Genomic DNA, 14,823 nt, shown 5'->3' with positions numbered 1-14,823 from the left:
AAAAACTGTTAAGTATTGGAGGAAATAATGAAAATAAATGAAATTATTGTCGTGGAAGGCAAAAATGACACAGCTAAAATAAAATTAGCGGTTGAAGCAGATACGATTGAAACAAATGGCTCAGAACTAAGTAAAGATACGTTAAATCAAATAAAAATTGCCCATGCGAGACGCGGTGTCATTGTATTTACAGATCCAGATTTTCCTGGTGAAAAAATCCGAAAAACGATTCAAGCTTATGTACCTGGTGTGAAACATGCTTTTCTTATAAAAAATGAGGCGAAGGCAAAATCTGGGAAAGGACTTGGTGTTGAGCACGCTTCCATTGAAGCTATTCGACATGCACTTTCTCACGTTCGGGAAGAAAACGAGATCGCTCAACAGCAAATTCATTGGCAAACGCTCGTTGACTTCAATTTCGTCGGTGGTGAGAACGCACGGAGACGTCGTGAACAGTTAGGCAACATTTTAAACATTGGCTATATGAATGCAAAGCAACTGTATAAACGACTGAATGCGTTTCAAATTACACCGCAAGAGTTTGAATCGGCTGTACGAAGAATGAAAGAGGTTGAAGCGGATGACTAAAGAGATTGCCTCATTGCAACGAACGAAAGAGATGCTTCAGAAACATGGTTTTTCATTTAAAAAAAGCCTTGGTCAAAACTTTTTAGTTGATAGGAACATTTTGGAAAAAATAGTGGTAACGGCAAAAATTACGAAAGCAACAGGTGTCATTGAGATTGGTCCAGGGTTCGGCGCTTTAACAGAAAGACTTGCTCAGCATGCGGAAAAAGTTGTTGCGTTTGAAATTGATGAGCGGCTTCTACCCATTTTGGAGGAAACGCTTGCTAAGGAGCAAAATGTTACGATTATTCATTCGGATATATTGAAAGCCGATCTTCATGCAACGGTGAACGAACATTTTGAACCTGGACAAGATGTAATGATCGTTGCAAACTTACCGTATTACGTGACAACGCCAATTTTAATGAAACTTCTTGAAAATCATTTGCCAATTCGAGGTATCGTTTGCATGATTCAAAAAGAAGTTGCCGAAAGGATTTCTGCAAAACCGAATTCCAAAGATTACGGTTCGTTATCAATCGCAGTTCAATATTTCGCACATGTAGAAACAAGTTTTATTGTACCGAACACTGTATTTATACCGAGACCGAACGTTGAATCAGCAGTAATCTCGTTAACCCTTCATGAAAAGAAACCTGTACAAGTCATTGACGAATCATTGTTTTTTGACGTTGTTCGTGCTGCTTTTGCACAGCGCAGAAAAACGCTCGTAAACAATATAGCGAAAAATTTATCGCATTCCTTGTCAAAGGAATTGATTGAAAAAATACTCGTTGAATTAGGTATTGATCCGAAAAGGCGAGGAGAAACACTTTCTATTCAAGAATTTGCAGCTTTAAGCGATGCGATTAAAAAGCGACTGTAACGGCTATGCGCTCATCATTTTTTCCTATTCCCGGCATATAGTAGTAGAGGCTAGTATATCAGGGGGGAATGGGATGATTCGTGAAGGGATGATCGTCGCAAGAAAGTCATATCAATGTGACATTTTATTTCAAGTTTATAAAATCGATGAACAGCTACAAACTGCTGAATTGATCGGAGAAGAAGTACGGCTTTTTGCTGATGCCCCACTTTCTGATTTAGTTTTAATGTCAGAATCTGAAAAAGATAAATTACGCCATGCAATAAAAGAAAAAGTGGATCGCTCATTTCGGCTTTTTCGCCAAGATTATAAGCTGTTAAAGCAAAAGCGTGAATACGTCACGTCAAGCGGGTATAAGCAAACGGATCGTTATTTCGAAATGCCAGGTAAAGTGCTACATGTTGATGGCGACAATCGTTATTTGGAAAAATGTCTAACACTGTATAAAAAAGTAAATGTTCCCGTTGTCGGTGTCCATATGCCTGAAGTGGACATGCCAAAACGTGTGCCAAAGTTAATCGAACAAGTACGACCTGATGTATTAGTAATAACAGGGCATGATGCGTATTTAAAAAGCAAAGGGGAAAAAAAAGATTTACATGCATATCGGCATTCAAAACATTTTGTGCGCACAGTGAAAGAAGTACGTGCAAAAAGCCATCATCTTGATCAACTTGTCATTTTTGCTGGTGCTTGTCAATCTCATTTTGAATCGTTAATTAAAGCGGGTGCAAATTTTGCAAGTTCCCCTGCACGTGTAAATATTCACGCACTTGATCCTGTATATATCGTTTCGAAAATTTGCTTTACTTCATTTATGGATCGTGTACACGTCTCGGATGTTTTAAGAAATACACTTTCAAATGAAGGTGGATTAGGCGGTGTCGAAACAAGAGGTTTGTTGCGTACAGGCATGCCAATTCAATCAGGGTCTGGAATTAACAACTTTAGTAAAGAAGAGAATGAAGACGGTGCAAAATAACGAATACTTTTCATCTTTATACATATTTTACTCAAAACTGTGAAAAATATTGATTGACAACAAAATTGAAACACTGATATAATTTAATTTTATTTAAATTCGTTTGACAAAAATCAACATTCTATGTTAAAATGTGATTAAGTGAGGTGGGTGTGTCTAATGGGTAAAACGATAGTTGAGATCAAAGAAGCCTTAGAGGCTCGTATCGGAGAGCCGTTGCGATTAAAAGCAAACGGCGGTCGACGAAAGACGATTGAAAGATCAGGTATCCTTGAAGAAACATTTCCATCTGTATTTATAATAAAACTAGATCAAGATACGAATTCGTTTGAACGGGTATCTTATAGCTACACAGATGTCTTGACGGAGACGGTTGAATTAACTTTCAATGACGAGCAGAATAAATCAGCTGTATCGGGGCAGTAGACTTCACAGTCCACTGCTTTTTTATTTGTTTAGTCACAAATGGTGTAGCTGTTTTAGAACGCCGCCACAGTCTCTGTTTTTCCTAAAATAAACAAAGAAGGCTAAACTATCTAGCTATACTTCTTCGTTCATACGTTATACTAAAATCGAGGAGCATTCCTCATGCTTTTGCAAGGGCTGAAAGGGGATGAACGGTATGGCAAGAAAAGGTGGCGTTATGTCAGACCGCCTAAAAGAAGAGATTGCAAAAGAATTAGGCTTTTACGATACGGTTCAAAAAGAAGGCTGGGGGGGCATTCGTGCTCGCGATGCGGGGAACATGGTTAAACGCGCGATACAAATGGCCGAAGAGCAGCTTGGGAATAACCGTAAATAACCATTCATTGCCATGAAACGTTTATGTGCCTTTGTAATGAAACCGGAGCCGCCCCAACGGCTTCGGTTTTTTGCGCTATGCGTTCACTTTCCTTTATACTATAATTTTGTCAGGAACATAGAAGTAGGTGACTAAGTGTGAAAATAACCGTAAAAGCACCAGCGAAGATCAATTTAGCTTTAGACGTTTTACATAAACGTAATGACGGTTACCATGAAGTAAAAATGGTCATGACAACAATTGACTTGGCTGACCATCTTCGTATTACTCTGTTAGAATCGGATCGGATTCAAATTGAATCAACGAGCGGGATTATTCCTAACGACAAACGAAATCTTGCTTATAAAGCAGCTGCGTTATTAAAAGAGCGGTTTGCAATAAAGCAAGGCTGTAAAATTGAAATTTCTAAAAAAATTCCGGTTGCAGCTGGCCTCGCGGGAGGCAGCAGTGATTGTGCAGCCGCGTTAAGAGGATTAAATGAACTGTGGCAATTAGGCTTGTCACTCGATGAATTAGCCACCATTGGAGCTGAAATTGGCTCGGACGTTGCATTTTGTGTCTATGGGGGAACGGCCGTTGCTACGGGACGAGGTGAAATCGTTAAGCCGATCTCTTCGCCAGCACCCGCTTGGGTTATTTTGGCAAAACCTTCAATCGGTGTTTCAACAGCAGATATTTATGAGCAAATCGATGTGTCAACGTGCTTTCATCCTAATGTAGAAGCGATGATTCAAGCGATCGAAACTCAAAATTATAAAGACATGTGTCATAAGCTTGGAAACTCATTGGAAGATGTAACGTTAAAGCTTTATCCTAAAGTTGCAAAAATAAAAGAAAAGATGAAACAACTCGGTGCCGATGGTGTTTTAATGAGTGGAAGCGGACCGACTGTATTCGGATTGACTCAATATGATACGAAAATGAGACGAATTGTAAATGGGCTGCGTGGCTTTTGCAAAAATGTGTATGCTGTACGACTGTTGGGTAAAAACATAGTTGAATAAATCCGTATGAAAATGATATATTATGAGTAAAACATTCGGGTTTTGGAGGTGTAACATGAAAATAAGGCGTAGTGGGCGTTTAGTTGATATGACCCATTTTTTGCTTCAACACCCTCATCATCTCGTGCCTTTAACGTTTTTTTCTGAGCGTTACCAATCTGCGAAATCTTCCATTAGTGAAGATTTGTCAATTATAAAGGAACAATTTGAGCAGCAAGGGATAGGAACAATTGTAACAGTTTCAGGTGCTGCCGGTGGAGTAAAATTTATTTCAAAAATGGGACAACAGGAAGCGGAAAGTGTAGAAACTGAGCTTAAGAAACTACTTGCTGTTCCTGAACGAATTTTACCTGGTGGATATTTGTATATGACAGATATACTTGGCAATCCAAAATATGTGAATCAAATTGGGCGTTTATTTGCTTCCATTTTTTCAGATCATGAGATCGACGTTGTCATGACAATTGCGACGAAAGGAATCCCACTCGCCTATGCTGTTGCATCTCATTTAAATGTTCCTGTTGTCGTTGTAAGAAGTGATAATCGTGTAACAGAAGGATCAACGGTTAGCATTAACTATGTTTCCGGCTCTTCTAAACGGATTCAGACGATGACATTGGCACGTAGAAGTTTAAATGCAGGTGCGAACGTATTAATTGTGGATGATTTTATGAAAGCTGGCGGAACAATTAATGGAATGATTAACTTACTCGAAGAATTTCAATCAAGGCTTGCTGGAATTGGAGTTTTAGTTGAATCAGAAGAGACAGAAGAACGACTCGTAGAAAAATATGTTTCGGTGTTAAAGTTGTCACACGTTAATGAAAGAGAGAAGCAAATTCAAATCGTATCTGGGAATTATTTAGAATGTGAGCAAAAATTTTTATAAAGTGAGGGAAAACTATGCGGAAAATCAAAACGAATCAAGCACCTGCTGCTATCGGTCCCTATTCTCAGGGCATTGTCATCGATAACTTGTTTTTTAGTTCAGGGCAAATCGCATTAACACCTGAAGGTGACATGGTTGAAAATGATGTTAAAAAACAGACACATCAAGTATTTGCAAATTTGAAAGCTGTTTTAGAAGCCGCAGGTTCGTCATTAGAAAATGTAGTGAAAGCGACTGTCTACTTAAAGGATATGGACGATTTTCCTGTTGTGAATGACATTTATGGGACGTATTTCACGGAGCATAAGCCAGCTAGATCATGTGTTGAAGCAGCAAGACTTCCGAAAGACGCATTGATTGAAATAGATGTCATCGCATTCATAAATTAATTGATAGCACATGTACATTTTTTTTGAATAAAAAAATTATTTTTAACATTTTTGCAATTAAAAGAAGGAATTTTTTCCACCTTGTAGAATATTGTATTAAACTCTTAATTTTGCTTAAAAAAGGTGGGAGATTTCAAATGGAAATTACAGATGTAAGATTACGTCACGTGAATACTGAGGGCAGGATGAAAGCAATCGCTTCAATCACGCTTGATCGAGAGTTTGTCGTTCATGACATACGTGTCATTGACGGGAATAACGGACTTTTCGTAGCAATGCCTAGCAAGCGCACGCCGGACGGGGAGTTCCGTGACATCGCTCATCCGATTACATCAAGCACGAGAGAGAAGATTCAATCTGCTGTTTTAGCTGAGTACGAGCGTGCAAACGAATCAGAAGAATCACTTGAGGAAGCGGGTGCTTCGTAGAGAAAAACAGCTAAAACGAGAATAAACACAGAACCTAATCGCTAAAGTTAGGTTCTTTTTCATTTTTAGGACCCACTTTCATAACAAATGCCTTTTGCCTTTTGTTGCAAGTAAGTTATGGAAAAATTCTGTTCTGTCTAGCTATTTTTGATGGGGTAAAGTACTTATAGCAATCGCGTACCTGTGACTACCTATTTGCTTCGGCGCAAGTTATACTTAAGAAAGATTCTATCTTTAAACACTTCTTAGATAAAGATAAATTCTTAGCTCTTGAATGGCAAATGACTTACCTTGAAAAAGGTGTTTTTTTAAGATATATTCGTATAGTAGGAAATCGGTCATTTTGGAGGTAACGATACATTTATGAAAAATCGTTATGCGGTCATTTTAGCCGCTGGACAAGGGACGAGAATGAAGTCAAAGTTATATAAAGTGTTACATCCTGTCTGTGGCAAGCCGATGCTGATGCATATTGTAAACGAAGTGAAACAGTTGAATGTGGCCGAAATTGTGACAATTGTTGGTCACGGCGCCCATAAAGTGAAGGAAGTTATCGGTTCTTCCGTTTCGTATGCACTGCAGTCGGAACAACTAGGGACAGCTCACGCTGTCATGCAAGCTCGTGAGCAACTAGAACAGAAAAAGGGTGTAACACTTGTCGTTTGTGGTGATACTCCTTTAATTACGAAAGAAACAATGGAACAGCTTATAGAACACCATAAACAGATGAATGCGAAAGCAACGATCTTAACTGCAAAAGCGGACAATCCAACAGGCTATGGACGGATTATTCGTGATGCTAGTAGCAACGTCCAACGGATTGTTGAAGAAAAAGATGCTACAGCAGCTGAAAAACAAATTCAAGAAATCAATACTGGAACGTATTGTTTTGATAATGAAAGCTTATTTTCAGCGTTAAAAAAAGTAAACAACAACAATGCGCAAGGCGAATATTATCTTCCAGATGTCATTGAAATTTTGCAAAAACAAAATGATGTTGTTGCCGCTTATCAAACTGAAAATTTTGAGGAAACGATCGGTGTGAATGACCGTGTGGCTCTCGCACAAGCGGAAGCGGTGATGAGAAAGAGAATTAACGAGAAGCATATGCGAAATGGAGTTACCATAATTGACCCAGCTCATACGTATATTTCGCCTGACGTTGAAATTGGACAGGATACCGTGATTTACCCGGGTTGTCAACTAAACGGGCTCGTTTATATCGGAAGTGAATGTAAGATTGGACCGAACACAGAACTGTTAGATAGCAAAGTCGGTAATAGAACGGTGATTAAACAATCGGTCGTAACCGAAAGTGTAATTGGAGATGAAGTTACGATCGGTCCGTTTGCACATATTCGTCCACAATCCGTACTCGGCAATCAAATTAAAATTGGCAACTTTGTCGAAGTAAAAAAATCGACCCTCGCTGACAGAGCGAAAGCTTCTCACTTGAGTTATATTGGAGATGCTGAAATTGGGAAAGATGTCAATATTGGATGCGGTACAATTACAGTGAATTATGATGGAGAGAACAAGTTTAAAACGATCATTAAGGATGGCGCATTTATCGGCTGTAACAGTAATTTAGTCGCGCCAGTGACAGTTGGTGAACGGGCCTATGTTGCAGCAGGGTCTACGATTACTGATGATGTCCCTGAACAAGCATTATCGATTGCTCGCTCAAGACAAATAAACAAAGAAAACTATGTGAAACAAAACAACAACGAAGGGAAAAGTTGAAGCATGTCTGGTTACCTCAACTCTAATTTGAAAGTATTTTCGTTAAACTCAAATCGGGGGTTAGCGAATGAAATTGTAAATCATATTGGTGTCGAGCTCGGAAAATCATCGGTTTCCCGATTTAGTGATGGAGAAATTCAAATTAACATTGAAGAAAGCATTCGTGGAAGTGACGTGTTCGTCATTCAATCGACATCTGAACCTGTTAACGAGCATTTGATGGAACTATTAATTATGATCGATGCATTAAAACGAGCGTCAGCTGCGACGATTAACATCGTTGTGCCTTATTACGGCTATGCAAGGCAAGATCGAAAAGCAAGGGCTCGTGAACCGATTACAGCTAAGCTTGTAGCGAATTTGCTAGAAACCGCAGGTGCGACACGTGTCATTGCCATTGACTTGCACGCACCGCAAATTCAAGGTTTTTTTGATATTCCTGTCGATCAGCTTATTGCTGTACCCATTTTAGCGAGCTACTTTAAAGAAAAAGAGCTTTCTGATGTTGTCGTTGTATCACCAGATCACGGGGGTGTAACGAGAGCGAGAAGATTAGCTGATCGCCTGAAAACCCCAATCGCGATTATCGACAAGCGTAGACCGCGCCCGAACGTTGCAGAAGTAATGAATATTATCGGTGATATTGAAGGAAAAACAGCGATCATTATCGATGATATTATCGATACTGCAGGTACGATTACACTAGCAGCAGATGCATTAGTTGAAAGAGGAGCAAAGGAAGTATATGCTTGCTGTACACACCCTGTTTTATCGGGGCCTGCGATTGAACGAATCGATCATTCAACGATAAAAGAACTTGTCGTCACAAACACGATTACACTTCCTGAAGAAAAGAAAATTGACAAAATCACTCAATTATCGATTGCACCATTGCTTAGTGAAGCGATTATTCGCGTGTATGAAAGACAATCTGTCAGTACGTTATTTGATTAATTTTGAAAATCGTATAGACTAATAACGATCAAGTATTTTTCGTAAATGATAGAAAGGGATGAAAAGTTATGGCAGCTGTATTAAAAGCTGAGAATCGTGAAACGAAAAAGTCAGTTCTTAATAAATTGAGGAGAGATGGGTTTATCCCAGCTGTTTTATACGGAGATGACGTTGAAAACCAACCGATTTCCGTTGAAGAGAAAGTTTTTTCAAAAGTATACCGTGAAGTTGGAAGAAGTGGAGTCATTTCATTGGAACTCCAAAATGAAACACATCCAGTTATGGTATATGATTTGCAAATTGACCCGATTAAAAATCATGTCGTACATGCAGACTTTTTGAAAGTGGATATGAATGTTGAAGTTGATGCCGAAATTCCTGTTCAACTTGTAGGCAAGGCGCCAGGTGAAAAAGAGGGCGGAATCGTCCAACATTCACTTTACACCCTTAACATTCGGGCATTACCTGCAAATTTACCTGCGAGCATCGAAGTATCGTTAGATGATTTAAATATTGGTGATTCGATTGCTGTTAGTGACTTGAAAGACGGAGCTGACTACACGATTTTAAATGATGATGAAGAAGTGATCGTTTCTGTACTAGCTCCGAGCGAAGAAGAGCCTGAGACAACGGATGAAGCTCCGGCTGAAGAAGCTGTTGAAGAGGGAGAAGAAAATAGCGAAGAGTAATAGCGTCTGTTGAAATTGAGGCGTAACCTTGGGGTTACGCCTTTTTTTACATGAATCATTTGATCTTGTTGGACAGATAACGATTGGTAGACGCACGAATCGCTAATAAGGTTGGTAACTTTCCTTCGATGAAGGTAGAAAGGATGTGCATGATGAAATTAATAGTAGGATTAGGAAATCCCGGTGAGAAATACGCTGACACGCGCCATAACATCGGATTTAAAGTTATTGATCAGTTAGCTAATCAACTTGCTATCCCATTAGACAAACGGAAATTCAAAGCGGAGTATGGAATCGATAACATCGAAGGTAAGAAAGTAATATTATGTAAGCCGCAAACGTATATGAATTTGTCAGGTGAAGCAGTTCGTCCGCTACTCGATTACTACGATATTGCGATTGATAACATGCTTGTCATTTATGATGATCTTGATATCGCTCCTGGAAAGTTAAGACTTCGGCAAAAGGGCAGTGCAGGCGGACATAATGGGATGAAGTCAATCATATACCATGTAGGAAGTGAGCAATTTAAACGACTTCGCTTCGGAATTGGACGTCCTTCGCATCCACGTATGCAAGTCGTTGATTATGTGTTAGCTCGCTTTCTACCTGACGAAAGGCCTGTCATTGATGCATCGATTGAAAAAGCAGCAAAAGCTTGTGAAAAATGGATTACGACCCCATTTTCAGAAGTGATGAATGAGTTTAACCAATCGTAAGGAATCTCGCTGTATAGATGAGTGAACCTCTGTCCATACTAAAATAAGGATTCATGTTGAGACAGAGGAGGTTGTCAATGGTGGCGATTCATTATACATGTCGTCATTGTAGTCAACGGATTGGCACAATTGATGCCGTTGAAGTTGAAGAACGTGAGCTTGGATTTCAGGCGTTGACGAATGAAGAGCGACTTGAGATGATTGAATATGACCAAAACGGTGATATTATCGTAAAAGCTATTTGCGAGACTTGTCAAGAAGCATTAGATAGAAATCCATTATTTCATCAACTTGATTCATTTATTCAATAAAGCGAGATTTGTCAGGTTTCTTACACACGTTAGCTGTCTGGGTTTAAGGACGGTTGATACGTGATAAAGTAATTTCGGTTTGCCCACCCGATAGAAAAGGTGGGCTAGACATGCCGCTATTGATAAGGGGGAAAACGATTCGTGTTGGCATTACGACACTATTTTCAAAGTGGAAATGAAATTGGCTCAGTCATCAACGGTGTCGAAGCCGGTTTAAAAGAGCAATTAATCGCAGGATTGACAGGCTCAGCTCGTACATTGTTCGTAGCAACGTTATATGAGCGTACAAAGCGACCACAGCTTGTCGTTACACATAATTTATTTCAAGCACAAAATGTCTATGAAGATCTAGTAGAGTTGGTTGGTAGCGAACATGTATATTTGTATCCAGTCAATGATTTAATTTCGTCAGAAATTGCAATCGCAAGCCCAGAGTTAAAAGCACAACGTTTGCAAGTGCTACTTCAATGGGTAAACAATCCGAGAGGCATCGTCGTTTCCCCAATCGCAGGTTTAAAGCGAATGATTGCACCTAAATCGACTTGGGAGAAAATGCTTGTCCATTTACGTGTAGGCGAAAATATTGATATCGAAGCGTTATTGCATAAGCTTATTGCTAGTGGCTATTCGAGAACCCCGATGGTTTCGACACCGGGGGAATTTAGCATGCGCGGAGGAATTATCGATGTATATCCGTTAACAGAAGAGCAACCGATTCGAATCGAACTATTCGATACAGAAATAGATTCGATCCGTTTTTTTGATGTGGAAAGCCAGCGCTCTGATAAAAAGGTTGAATTTGTTACGGTCGGACCAGCTTCGGAAGTGCCACTTTTTCCTGAAAACTTCGAATATGGAATAGAACAATTACAATCAAAACTTAAACATACGTTGCAACATGTAAAAAACAAAAGCGTAAAAGAAAAAATCGATGAACAGATCGGTTTTGAATTAGAAAAGCTTAACAATCAAGAGGTTTTTCAAGGAATCTATAAATACATTTCGCTATTTTTCCAAAAGCCTGAAAGTTTATTAGATTATTTTCCGAACGATGGTATCGTTATTTTTGATGAAACGAGCCGTGTTCAAGAAGTATCGCAACAATTAGATAAAGAAGAGGCGGAATGGCAAACGACTTTGCTCGAACAAGGTGAAACGGTTACCGATTTGACAATGTCTTGGTCCTTTGATGCACTTTTTCAACCGCGAACACAACAGAAAGTTCATCTCACTTTATTTTTACGGCATATTCCGCATACGAACCCTGAAAATGTTGTTAATGCAAACAGTAAGTCCATGCAGCAGTTTCACGGGCAAATGAATGTTTTAAAAACTGAAATTGAGCGTTGGAAGAAAGCAAATTATGCGATTGCTTTTTTAGCGGCGGATGAAGAGCGGGCAAAGCGGATTGAGCGGATTATGAATGATTATAAAATTGAAGTGCAGCGTGCGGACGGTACGACCCCGCTTATCAGTGGTGTTGTACAAATTTTAACGTTGCCGCTTGCAACTGGGTTTGAATTGCCTATTGAACGGTTAGCCGTCGTAACAGAGGAAGAAATTTTTAGTAAAAACGTTCGCAAGCAAAGACGCAGAGAAAAAATGTCAAATGCCGAGCGGATAAAAAGTTATTCTGAGTTGAACGTTGGCGATTACATTGTACATGTAAATCACGGGATCGGAAAATATTTAGGCATTGAAACGCTTGAAATTAATGGCGTTCATAAAGATTATTTGCACGTAAAATATGCGGGCAATGATACACTTTATGTGCCAGTCGACCAAATTGATCAAATCCAAAAGTATGTAGGCTCGGAAGCTAAAGTACCAAAAGTTCATTCGTTAGGTGGCAGCGATTGGAAACGGACGAAAAAACGTGTTCAATCGTCTGTTGAAGATATTGCAGACGATCTCATAAAACTGTATGCAGAACGTGAAGCGAGCAAAGGTGTACAATTTGAAAAGGATGGAGAAGAACAGCGCGAGTTTGAAGCTTCGTTTCCTTATGAAGAGACTGCTGACCAACTGCGAGCGATTGAAGAGATTAAAGCGGATATGGAAAAAGTACGCCCAATGGATCGTCTCCTTTGTGGAGATGTAGGATATGGAAAAACGGAAGTGGCGTTACGAGCAGTGTTTAAAGCGATTATGTCTGGAAAGCAAGTTGCCATTCTCGTGCCAACGACGATTCTTGCTCAACAACATTATGAAACGATGCGCGAACGGTTCAGTGAACATCCGATTAACATCGCTGTACTGAGTCGATTCCGTACGAGAAAGCAGCAAACGGAGACGATCAAAGGCTTAAAAAATGGCACGATTGATGTTGTAGTTGGAACACATCGCCTCCTTTCAAAAGATATTACATTTCTTGATTTAGGTTTGCTCGTCGTCGATGAAGAACAACGATTCGGTGTGAAGCATAAAGAAAAAATTAAACAAATGAAAGCGAATATCGATGTGCTCACTTTAACGGCAACGCCAATCCCACGAACACTTCATATGTCGTTACTCGGTGTTCGTGATCTGTCTGTTATTGAGACACCGCCAGAAAATCGTTTCCCTGTGCAGACGTACGTTGTTGAATACAATGCAACGCTTATTCGCGAAGCAATCGAACGGGAATTAGCTCGAAATGGCCAAGTCTATTTTCTATACAATCGTGTTGAAACGATTGAACGGATGACAGAACAAATTAGAATGCTCGTCCCCGAGGCGAGGGTTGCCTTTGCTCATGGACAGATGACAGAAGGTGAACTTGAAAATGTCATGCTTGATTTTCTTGATGGGCAATATGATGTTCTTGTAAGCACGACGATTATTGAAACAGGCGTCGACATACCGAATGTAAATACATTAATTGTCTATGGTGCGGATAAAATGGGGCTGTCCCAGCTGTATCAGTTACGAGGCCGAGTCGGTCGTTCCAATCGTGTTGCTTACGCGTATTTTACGTATCAGCGTGATAAATTGCTATCAGAAGTTGCTGAAAAAAGGCTACAAGCGATTAAAGAATTTACGGAGCTTGGCTCTGGGTTTAAAATTGCGATGCGTGATTTATCGATCCGTGGAGCAGGAAATTTATTAGGAGCGGAGCAACATGGATTTATTGACTCTGTCGGCTTTGATCTCTACTCACAAATGTTAAAGGAAGCCATTGAGGAGCGCAAAGGTGTGAAAGAAATAGAGCAGCCGTTCACGGTTGAAATTGACTTACAGATGGATGCTTACATCCCATCTGCTTACATTAGTGACGAATATCAAAAAATTGATATGTACAAACGTTTTCGTGCGCTTGAAACAGATAAGGATATTCAAGATTTAGAAGATGAATTAATTGATCGGTTCGGAGATTACCCAGATGAGGTTGCCCTTTTACTCGCGATTTCACGAATGAAAAGTAGAGCGACAGATTTGAAAATTGAATCGATTAAAGAAAATAATCGTGAATTTGTTTTATTGTTTTCAGAAAAAGCGGCTGACGTCATCGACAATACAAAATTGTTTCAAATTATTAGCAGTGTCGACCGCCGTATCCATTTAGGAACAGTTGGTAACCAAGTAAAGATCGTTTTACGTGCAAAAGGTGAAAGTGATCGAACAGCTTGTGACTTGATACTCACGCTTTTGCAAAAATTAATGGCAGCTAAAAAAGCAGAAAAAACGAGTGCATGAAATGATTTACAGTACGGTTACAAAGATAAAACATTTACAATTCAAGCAGTTTTATGAATAAGACAACGAATGCGACGGATAATAAAGGAAAGGGTCCTGATTATTCCAGCTTTTACAACATAGAAAGTGAGGCATCTGAGATATGAAAGCAACAGGAATTGTACGACGTATTGATGATTTAGGCCGCGTTGTCATACCGAAAGAAATTCGCAGAACATTACGGATTCGTGAAGGTGATCCACTTGAAATTTTTGTTGATCGAGACGGTGAAGTGATTTTAAAAAAATATTCGCCGATTAGTGAGCTTGGTGATTTTGCGCAAGAATATTCTGAGTCGCTTTCGGAACATTCGGATCATCTCGTATTAATTGCTGATCGTGATACGGTTATTGCTGTGTCAGGTGGTTCGAAAAAAGAATATTTAAATAAACCGATCGGCAGTTTTGTTGAACAATGTATGTCTGATAGGAACACGCAACTGGAAGAAGAAGGAAATGTTGAAATTGTTGAAGGCATTGATTTTGAAGGTTCGTTCGTCATCGCTCCGATTATTGCAAGTGGGGATCCGATTGGTGCCGTCATCATGCTTGCAAAAGATGGTGATAAACTAAATGAAGTTGAAAAAAAGTTAACAGAAACCGCTGCCGGATTTTTAGCAAGACAAATGGAACAATAGTGGAATGGAGGAGACGGGAGACCGTCTCTTTTTTCATTGTGTGTATGTATCTAAACCTAATAGGGAGAGTTTTTGTTATACTTGAATGTGTTGAAAAGTATTGTCGTAA

General features: G+C 39.5%; 16 protein-coding genes. All 16 read left to right on the top strand.

Annotation, left to right across the window (positions count from 1 at the left end; translation table 11 throughout):
- Positions 1-27: 27 nt before the first annotated feature.
- On the top strand, positions 28-588 hold the full coding sequence (rnmV, locus tag ABU914_RS08870; protein WP_379669382.1) for a ribonuclease M5: 561 nt from the start codon (positions 28-30) through the stop codon (positions 586-588).
- A complete protein-coding gene (gene rsmA / locus ABU914_RS08865; protein WP_379669381.1) occupies positions 581-1,453 on the top strand; it encodes a 16S rRNA (adenine(1518)-N(6)/adenine(1519)-N(6))-dimethyltransferase RsmA in 873 nt (290 codons plus the stop codon). The genes rnmV and rsmA overlap by 8 nt, the downstream gene beginning before the upstream one ends.
- Before the next feature lie 73 nt (positions 1,454-1,526).
- Positions 1,527-2,435 (top strand): sporulation peptidase YabG, encoded by a 909-nt coding sequence (gene yabG, locus ABU914_RS08860; RefSeq protein ID WP_379669380.1) that lies wholly within the window; start codon positions 1,527-1,529, stop codon positions 2,433-2,435.
- A gap of 159 nt (positions 2,436-2,594) precedes the next feature.
- A complete protein-coding gene (veg, locus tag ABU914_RS08855; protein WP_379669379.1) occupies positions 2,595-2,861 on the top strand; it encodes a biofilm formation stimulator Veg in 267 nt (88 codons plus the stop codon).
- 196 nt (positions 2,862-3,057) lie between these two features.
- A complete protein-coding gene (locus tag ABU914_RS08850; RefSeq protein ID WP_379669378.1) occupies positions 3,058-3,237 on the top strand; it encodes a small, acid-soluble spore protein, alpha/beta type in 180 nt (59 codons plus the stop codon).
- Between the two features lie 137 nt (positions 3,238-3,374).
- Positions 3,375-4,241: a 4-(cytidine 5'-diphospho)-2-C-methyl-D-erythritol kinase gene (ispE, locus tag ABU914_RS08845; RefSeq protein WP_379669377.1), complete on the top strand. Its 867-nt coding sequence runs from the start codon at positions 3,375-3,377 to the stop codon at positions 4,239-4,241.
- Positions 4,242-4,296: 55 nt separating this feature from the next.
- Positions 4,297-5,130 carry a pur operon repressor gene (gene purR / locus ABU914_RS08840; RefSeq protein WP_379669376.1) on the top strand — a complete coding sequence of 278 codons (834 nt, stop codon included), beginning with the start codon at positions 4,297-4,299 and terminating at the stop codon, positions 5,128-5,130.
- A 14-nt stretch (positions 5,131-5,144) separates the two neighbouring features.
- A complete protein-coding gene (locus tag ABU914_RS08835; protein ID WP_379669375.1) occupies positions 5,145-5,519 on the top strand; it encodes a RidA family protein in 375 nt (124 codons plus the stop codon).
- Positions 5,520-5,656: 137 nt separating this feature from the next.
- Complete coding sequence (gene spoVG, locus ABU914_RS08830; protein WP_379669374.1) at positions 5,657-5,947, top strand: septation regulator SpoVG; 291 nt, start codon at positions 5,657-5,659, stop codon at positions 5,945-5,947.
- Between the two features lie 363 nt (positions 5,948-6,310).
- The gene (gene glmU / locus ABU914_RS08825) at positions 6,311-7,690 is read left to right on the top strand and encodes a bifunctional UDP-N-acetylglucosamine diphosphorylase/glucosamine-1-phosphate N-acetyltransferase GlmU (protein ID WP_379669373.1); all 1,380 of its coding nucleotides are present in this window, start codon (positions 6,311-6,313) and stop codon (positions 7,688-7,690) included.
- Between the two features lie 3 nt (positions 7,691-7,693).
- A complete protein-coding gene (locus ABU914_RS08820; protein ID WP_379669372.1) occupies positions 7,694-8,644 on the top strand; it encodes a ribose-phosphate diphosphokinase in 951 nt (316 codons plus the stop codon).
- Between the two features lie 68 nt (positions 8,645-8,712).
- Positions 8,713-9,333: a 50S ribosomal protein L25/general stress protein Ctc gene (locus ABU914_RS08815; protein WP_379669371.1), complete on the top strand. Its 621-nt coding sequence runs from the start codon at positions 8,713-8,715 to the stop codon at positions 9,331-9,333.
- A 152-nt stretch (positions 9,334-9,485) separates the two neighbouring features.
- Positions 9,486-10,052: an aminoacyl-tRNA hydrolase gene (pth, locus tag ABU914_RS08810; protein ID WP_379669370.1), complete on the top strand. Its 567-nt coding sequence runs from the start codon at positions 9,486-9,488 to the stop codon at positions 10,050-10,052.
- 80 nt (positions 10,053-10,132) lie between these two features.
- Entirely contained in the window at positions 10,133-10,363 is a 231-nt protein-coding gene (gene fin / locus ABU914_RS08805; RefSeq protein WP_379669406.1) for an anti-sigma-F factor Fin, read from the top strand.
- Between the two features lie 141 nt (positions 10,364-10,504).
- Positions 10,505-14,038, top strand: coding sequence for a transcription-repair coupling factor (gene mfd, locus ABU914_RS08800; protein WP_379669369.1), 3,534 nt, complete (start codon positions 10,505-10,507; stop codon positions 14,036-14,038).
- A 142-nt stretch (positions 14,039-14,180) separates the two neighbouring features.
- A complete protein-coding gene (gene spoVT, locus ABU914_RS08795; protein ID WP_379669368.1) occupies positions 14,181-14,714 on the top strand; it encodes a stage V sporulation protein T in 534 nt (177 codons plus the stop codon).
- The last annotated feature ends 109 nt before the right edge of the window (positions 14,715-14,823 follow it).

This window comes from Pueribacillus sp. YX66, assembly GCF_041725775.1.
In the GTDB taxonomy this organism is placed as follows: Bacteria; Bacillota; Bacilli; order Bacillales; family UBA6769; genus Pueribacillus.
The sequence above is the reverse complement of the archived record's forward strand: the minus strand, read 5'-3'. Positions and strand labels throughout refer to the sequence as shown.

Bases quoted from the DNA above. Each gene is read 5' to 3' on its own strand.
- ABU914_RS08820 (WP_379669372.1), top strand. From the start codon at position 7,694: ATGTCTGGTTACCTCAACTCTAATTTGAAAGTATTTTCGTTAAACTCA.
- yabG (WP_379669380.1), top strand. From the start codon at position 1,527: ATGATTCGTGAAGGGATGATCGTCGCAAGAAAGTCATATCAATGTGAC.
- ABU914_RS08850 (WP_379669378.1), top strand. From the start codon at position 3,058: ATGGCAAGAAAAGGTGGCGTTATGTCAGACCGCCTAAAAGAAGAGATT.
- spoVT (WP_379669368.1), top strand. From the start codon at position 14,181: ATGAAAGCAACAGGAATTGTACGACGTATTGATGATTTAGGCCGCGTT.
- spoVG (WP_379669374.1), top strand. From the start codon at position 5,657: ATGGAAATTACAGATGTAAGATTACGTCACGTGAATACTGAGGGCAGG.
- glmU (WP_379669373.1), top strand. From the start codon at position 6,311: ATGAAAAATCGTTATGCGGTCATTTTAGCCGCTGGACAAGGGACGAGA.
- ABU914_RS08815 (WP_379669371.1), top strand. From the start codon at position 8,713: ATGGCAGCTGTATTAAAAGCTGAGAATCGTGAAACGAAAAAGTCAGTT.
- veg (WP_379669379.1), top strand. From the start codon at position 2,595: ATGGGTAAAACGATAGTTGAGATCAAAGAAGCCTTAGAGGCTCGTATC.
- ABU914_RS08835 (WP_379669375.1), top strand. From the start codon at position 5,145: ATGCGGAAAATCAAAACGAATCAAGCACCTGCTGCTATCGGTCCCTAT.
- purR (WP_379669376.1), top strand. From the start codon at position 4,297: ATGAAAATAAGGCGTAGTGGGCGTTTAGTTGATATGACCCATTTTTTG.
- rnmV (WP_379669382.1), top strand. From the start codon at position 28: ATGAAAATAAATGAAATTATTGTCGTGGAAGGCAAAAATGACACAGCT.
- rsmA (WP_379669381.1), top strand. From the start codon at position 581: ATGACTAAAGAGATTGCCTCATTGCAACGAACGAAAGAGATGCTTCAG.
- pth (WP_379669370.1), top strand. From the start codon at position 9,486: ATGAAATTAATAGTAGGATTAGGAAATCCCGGTGAGAAATACGCTGAC.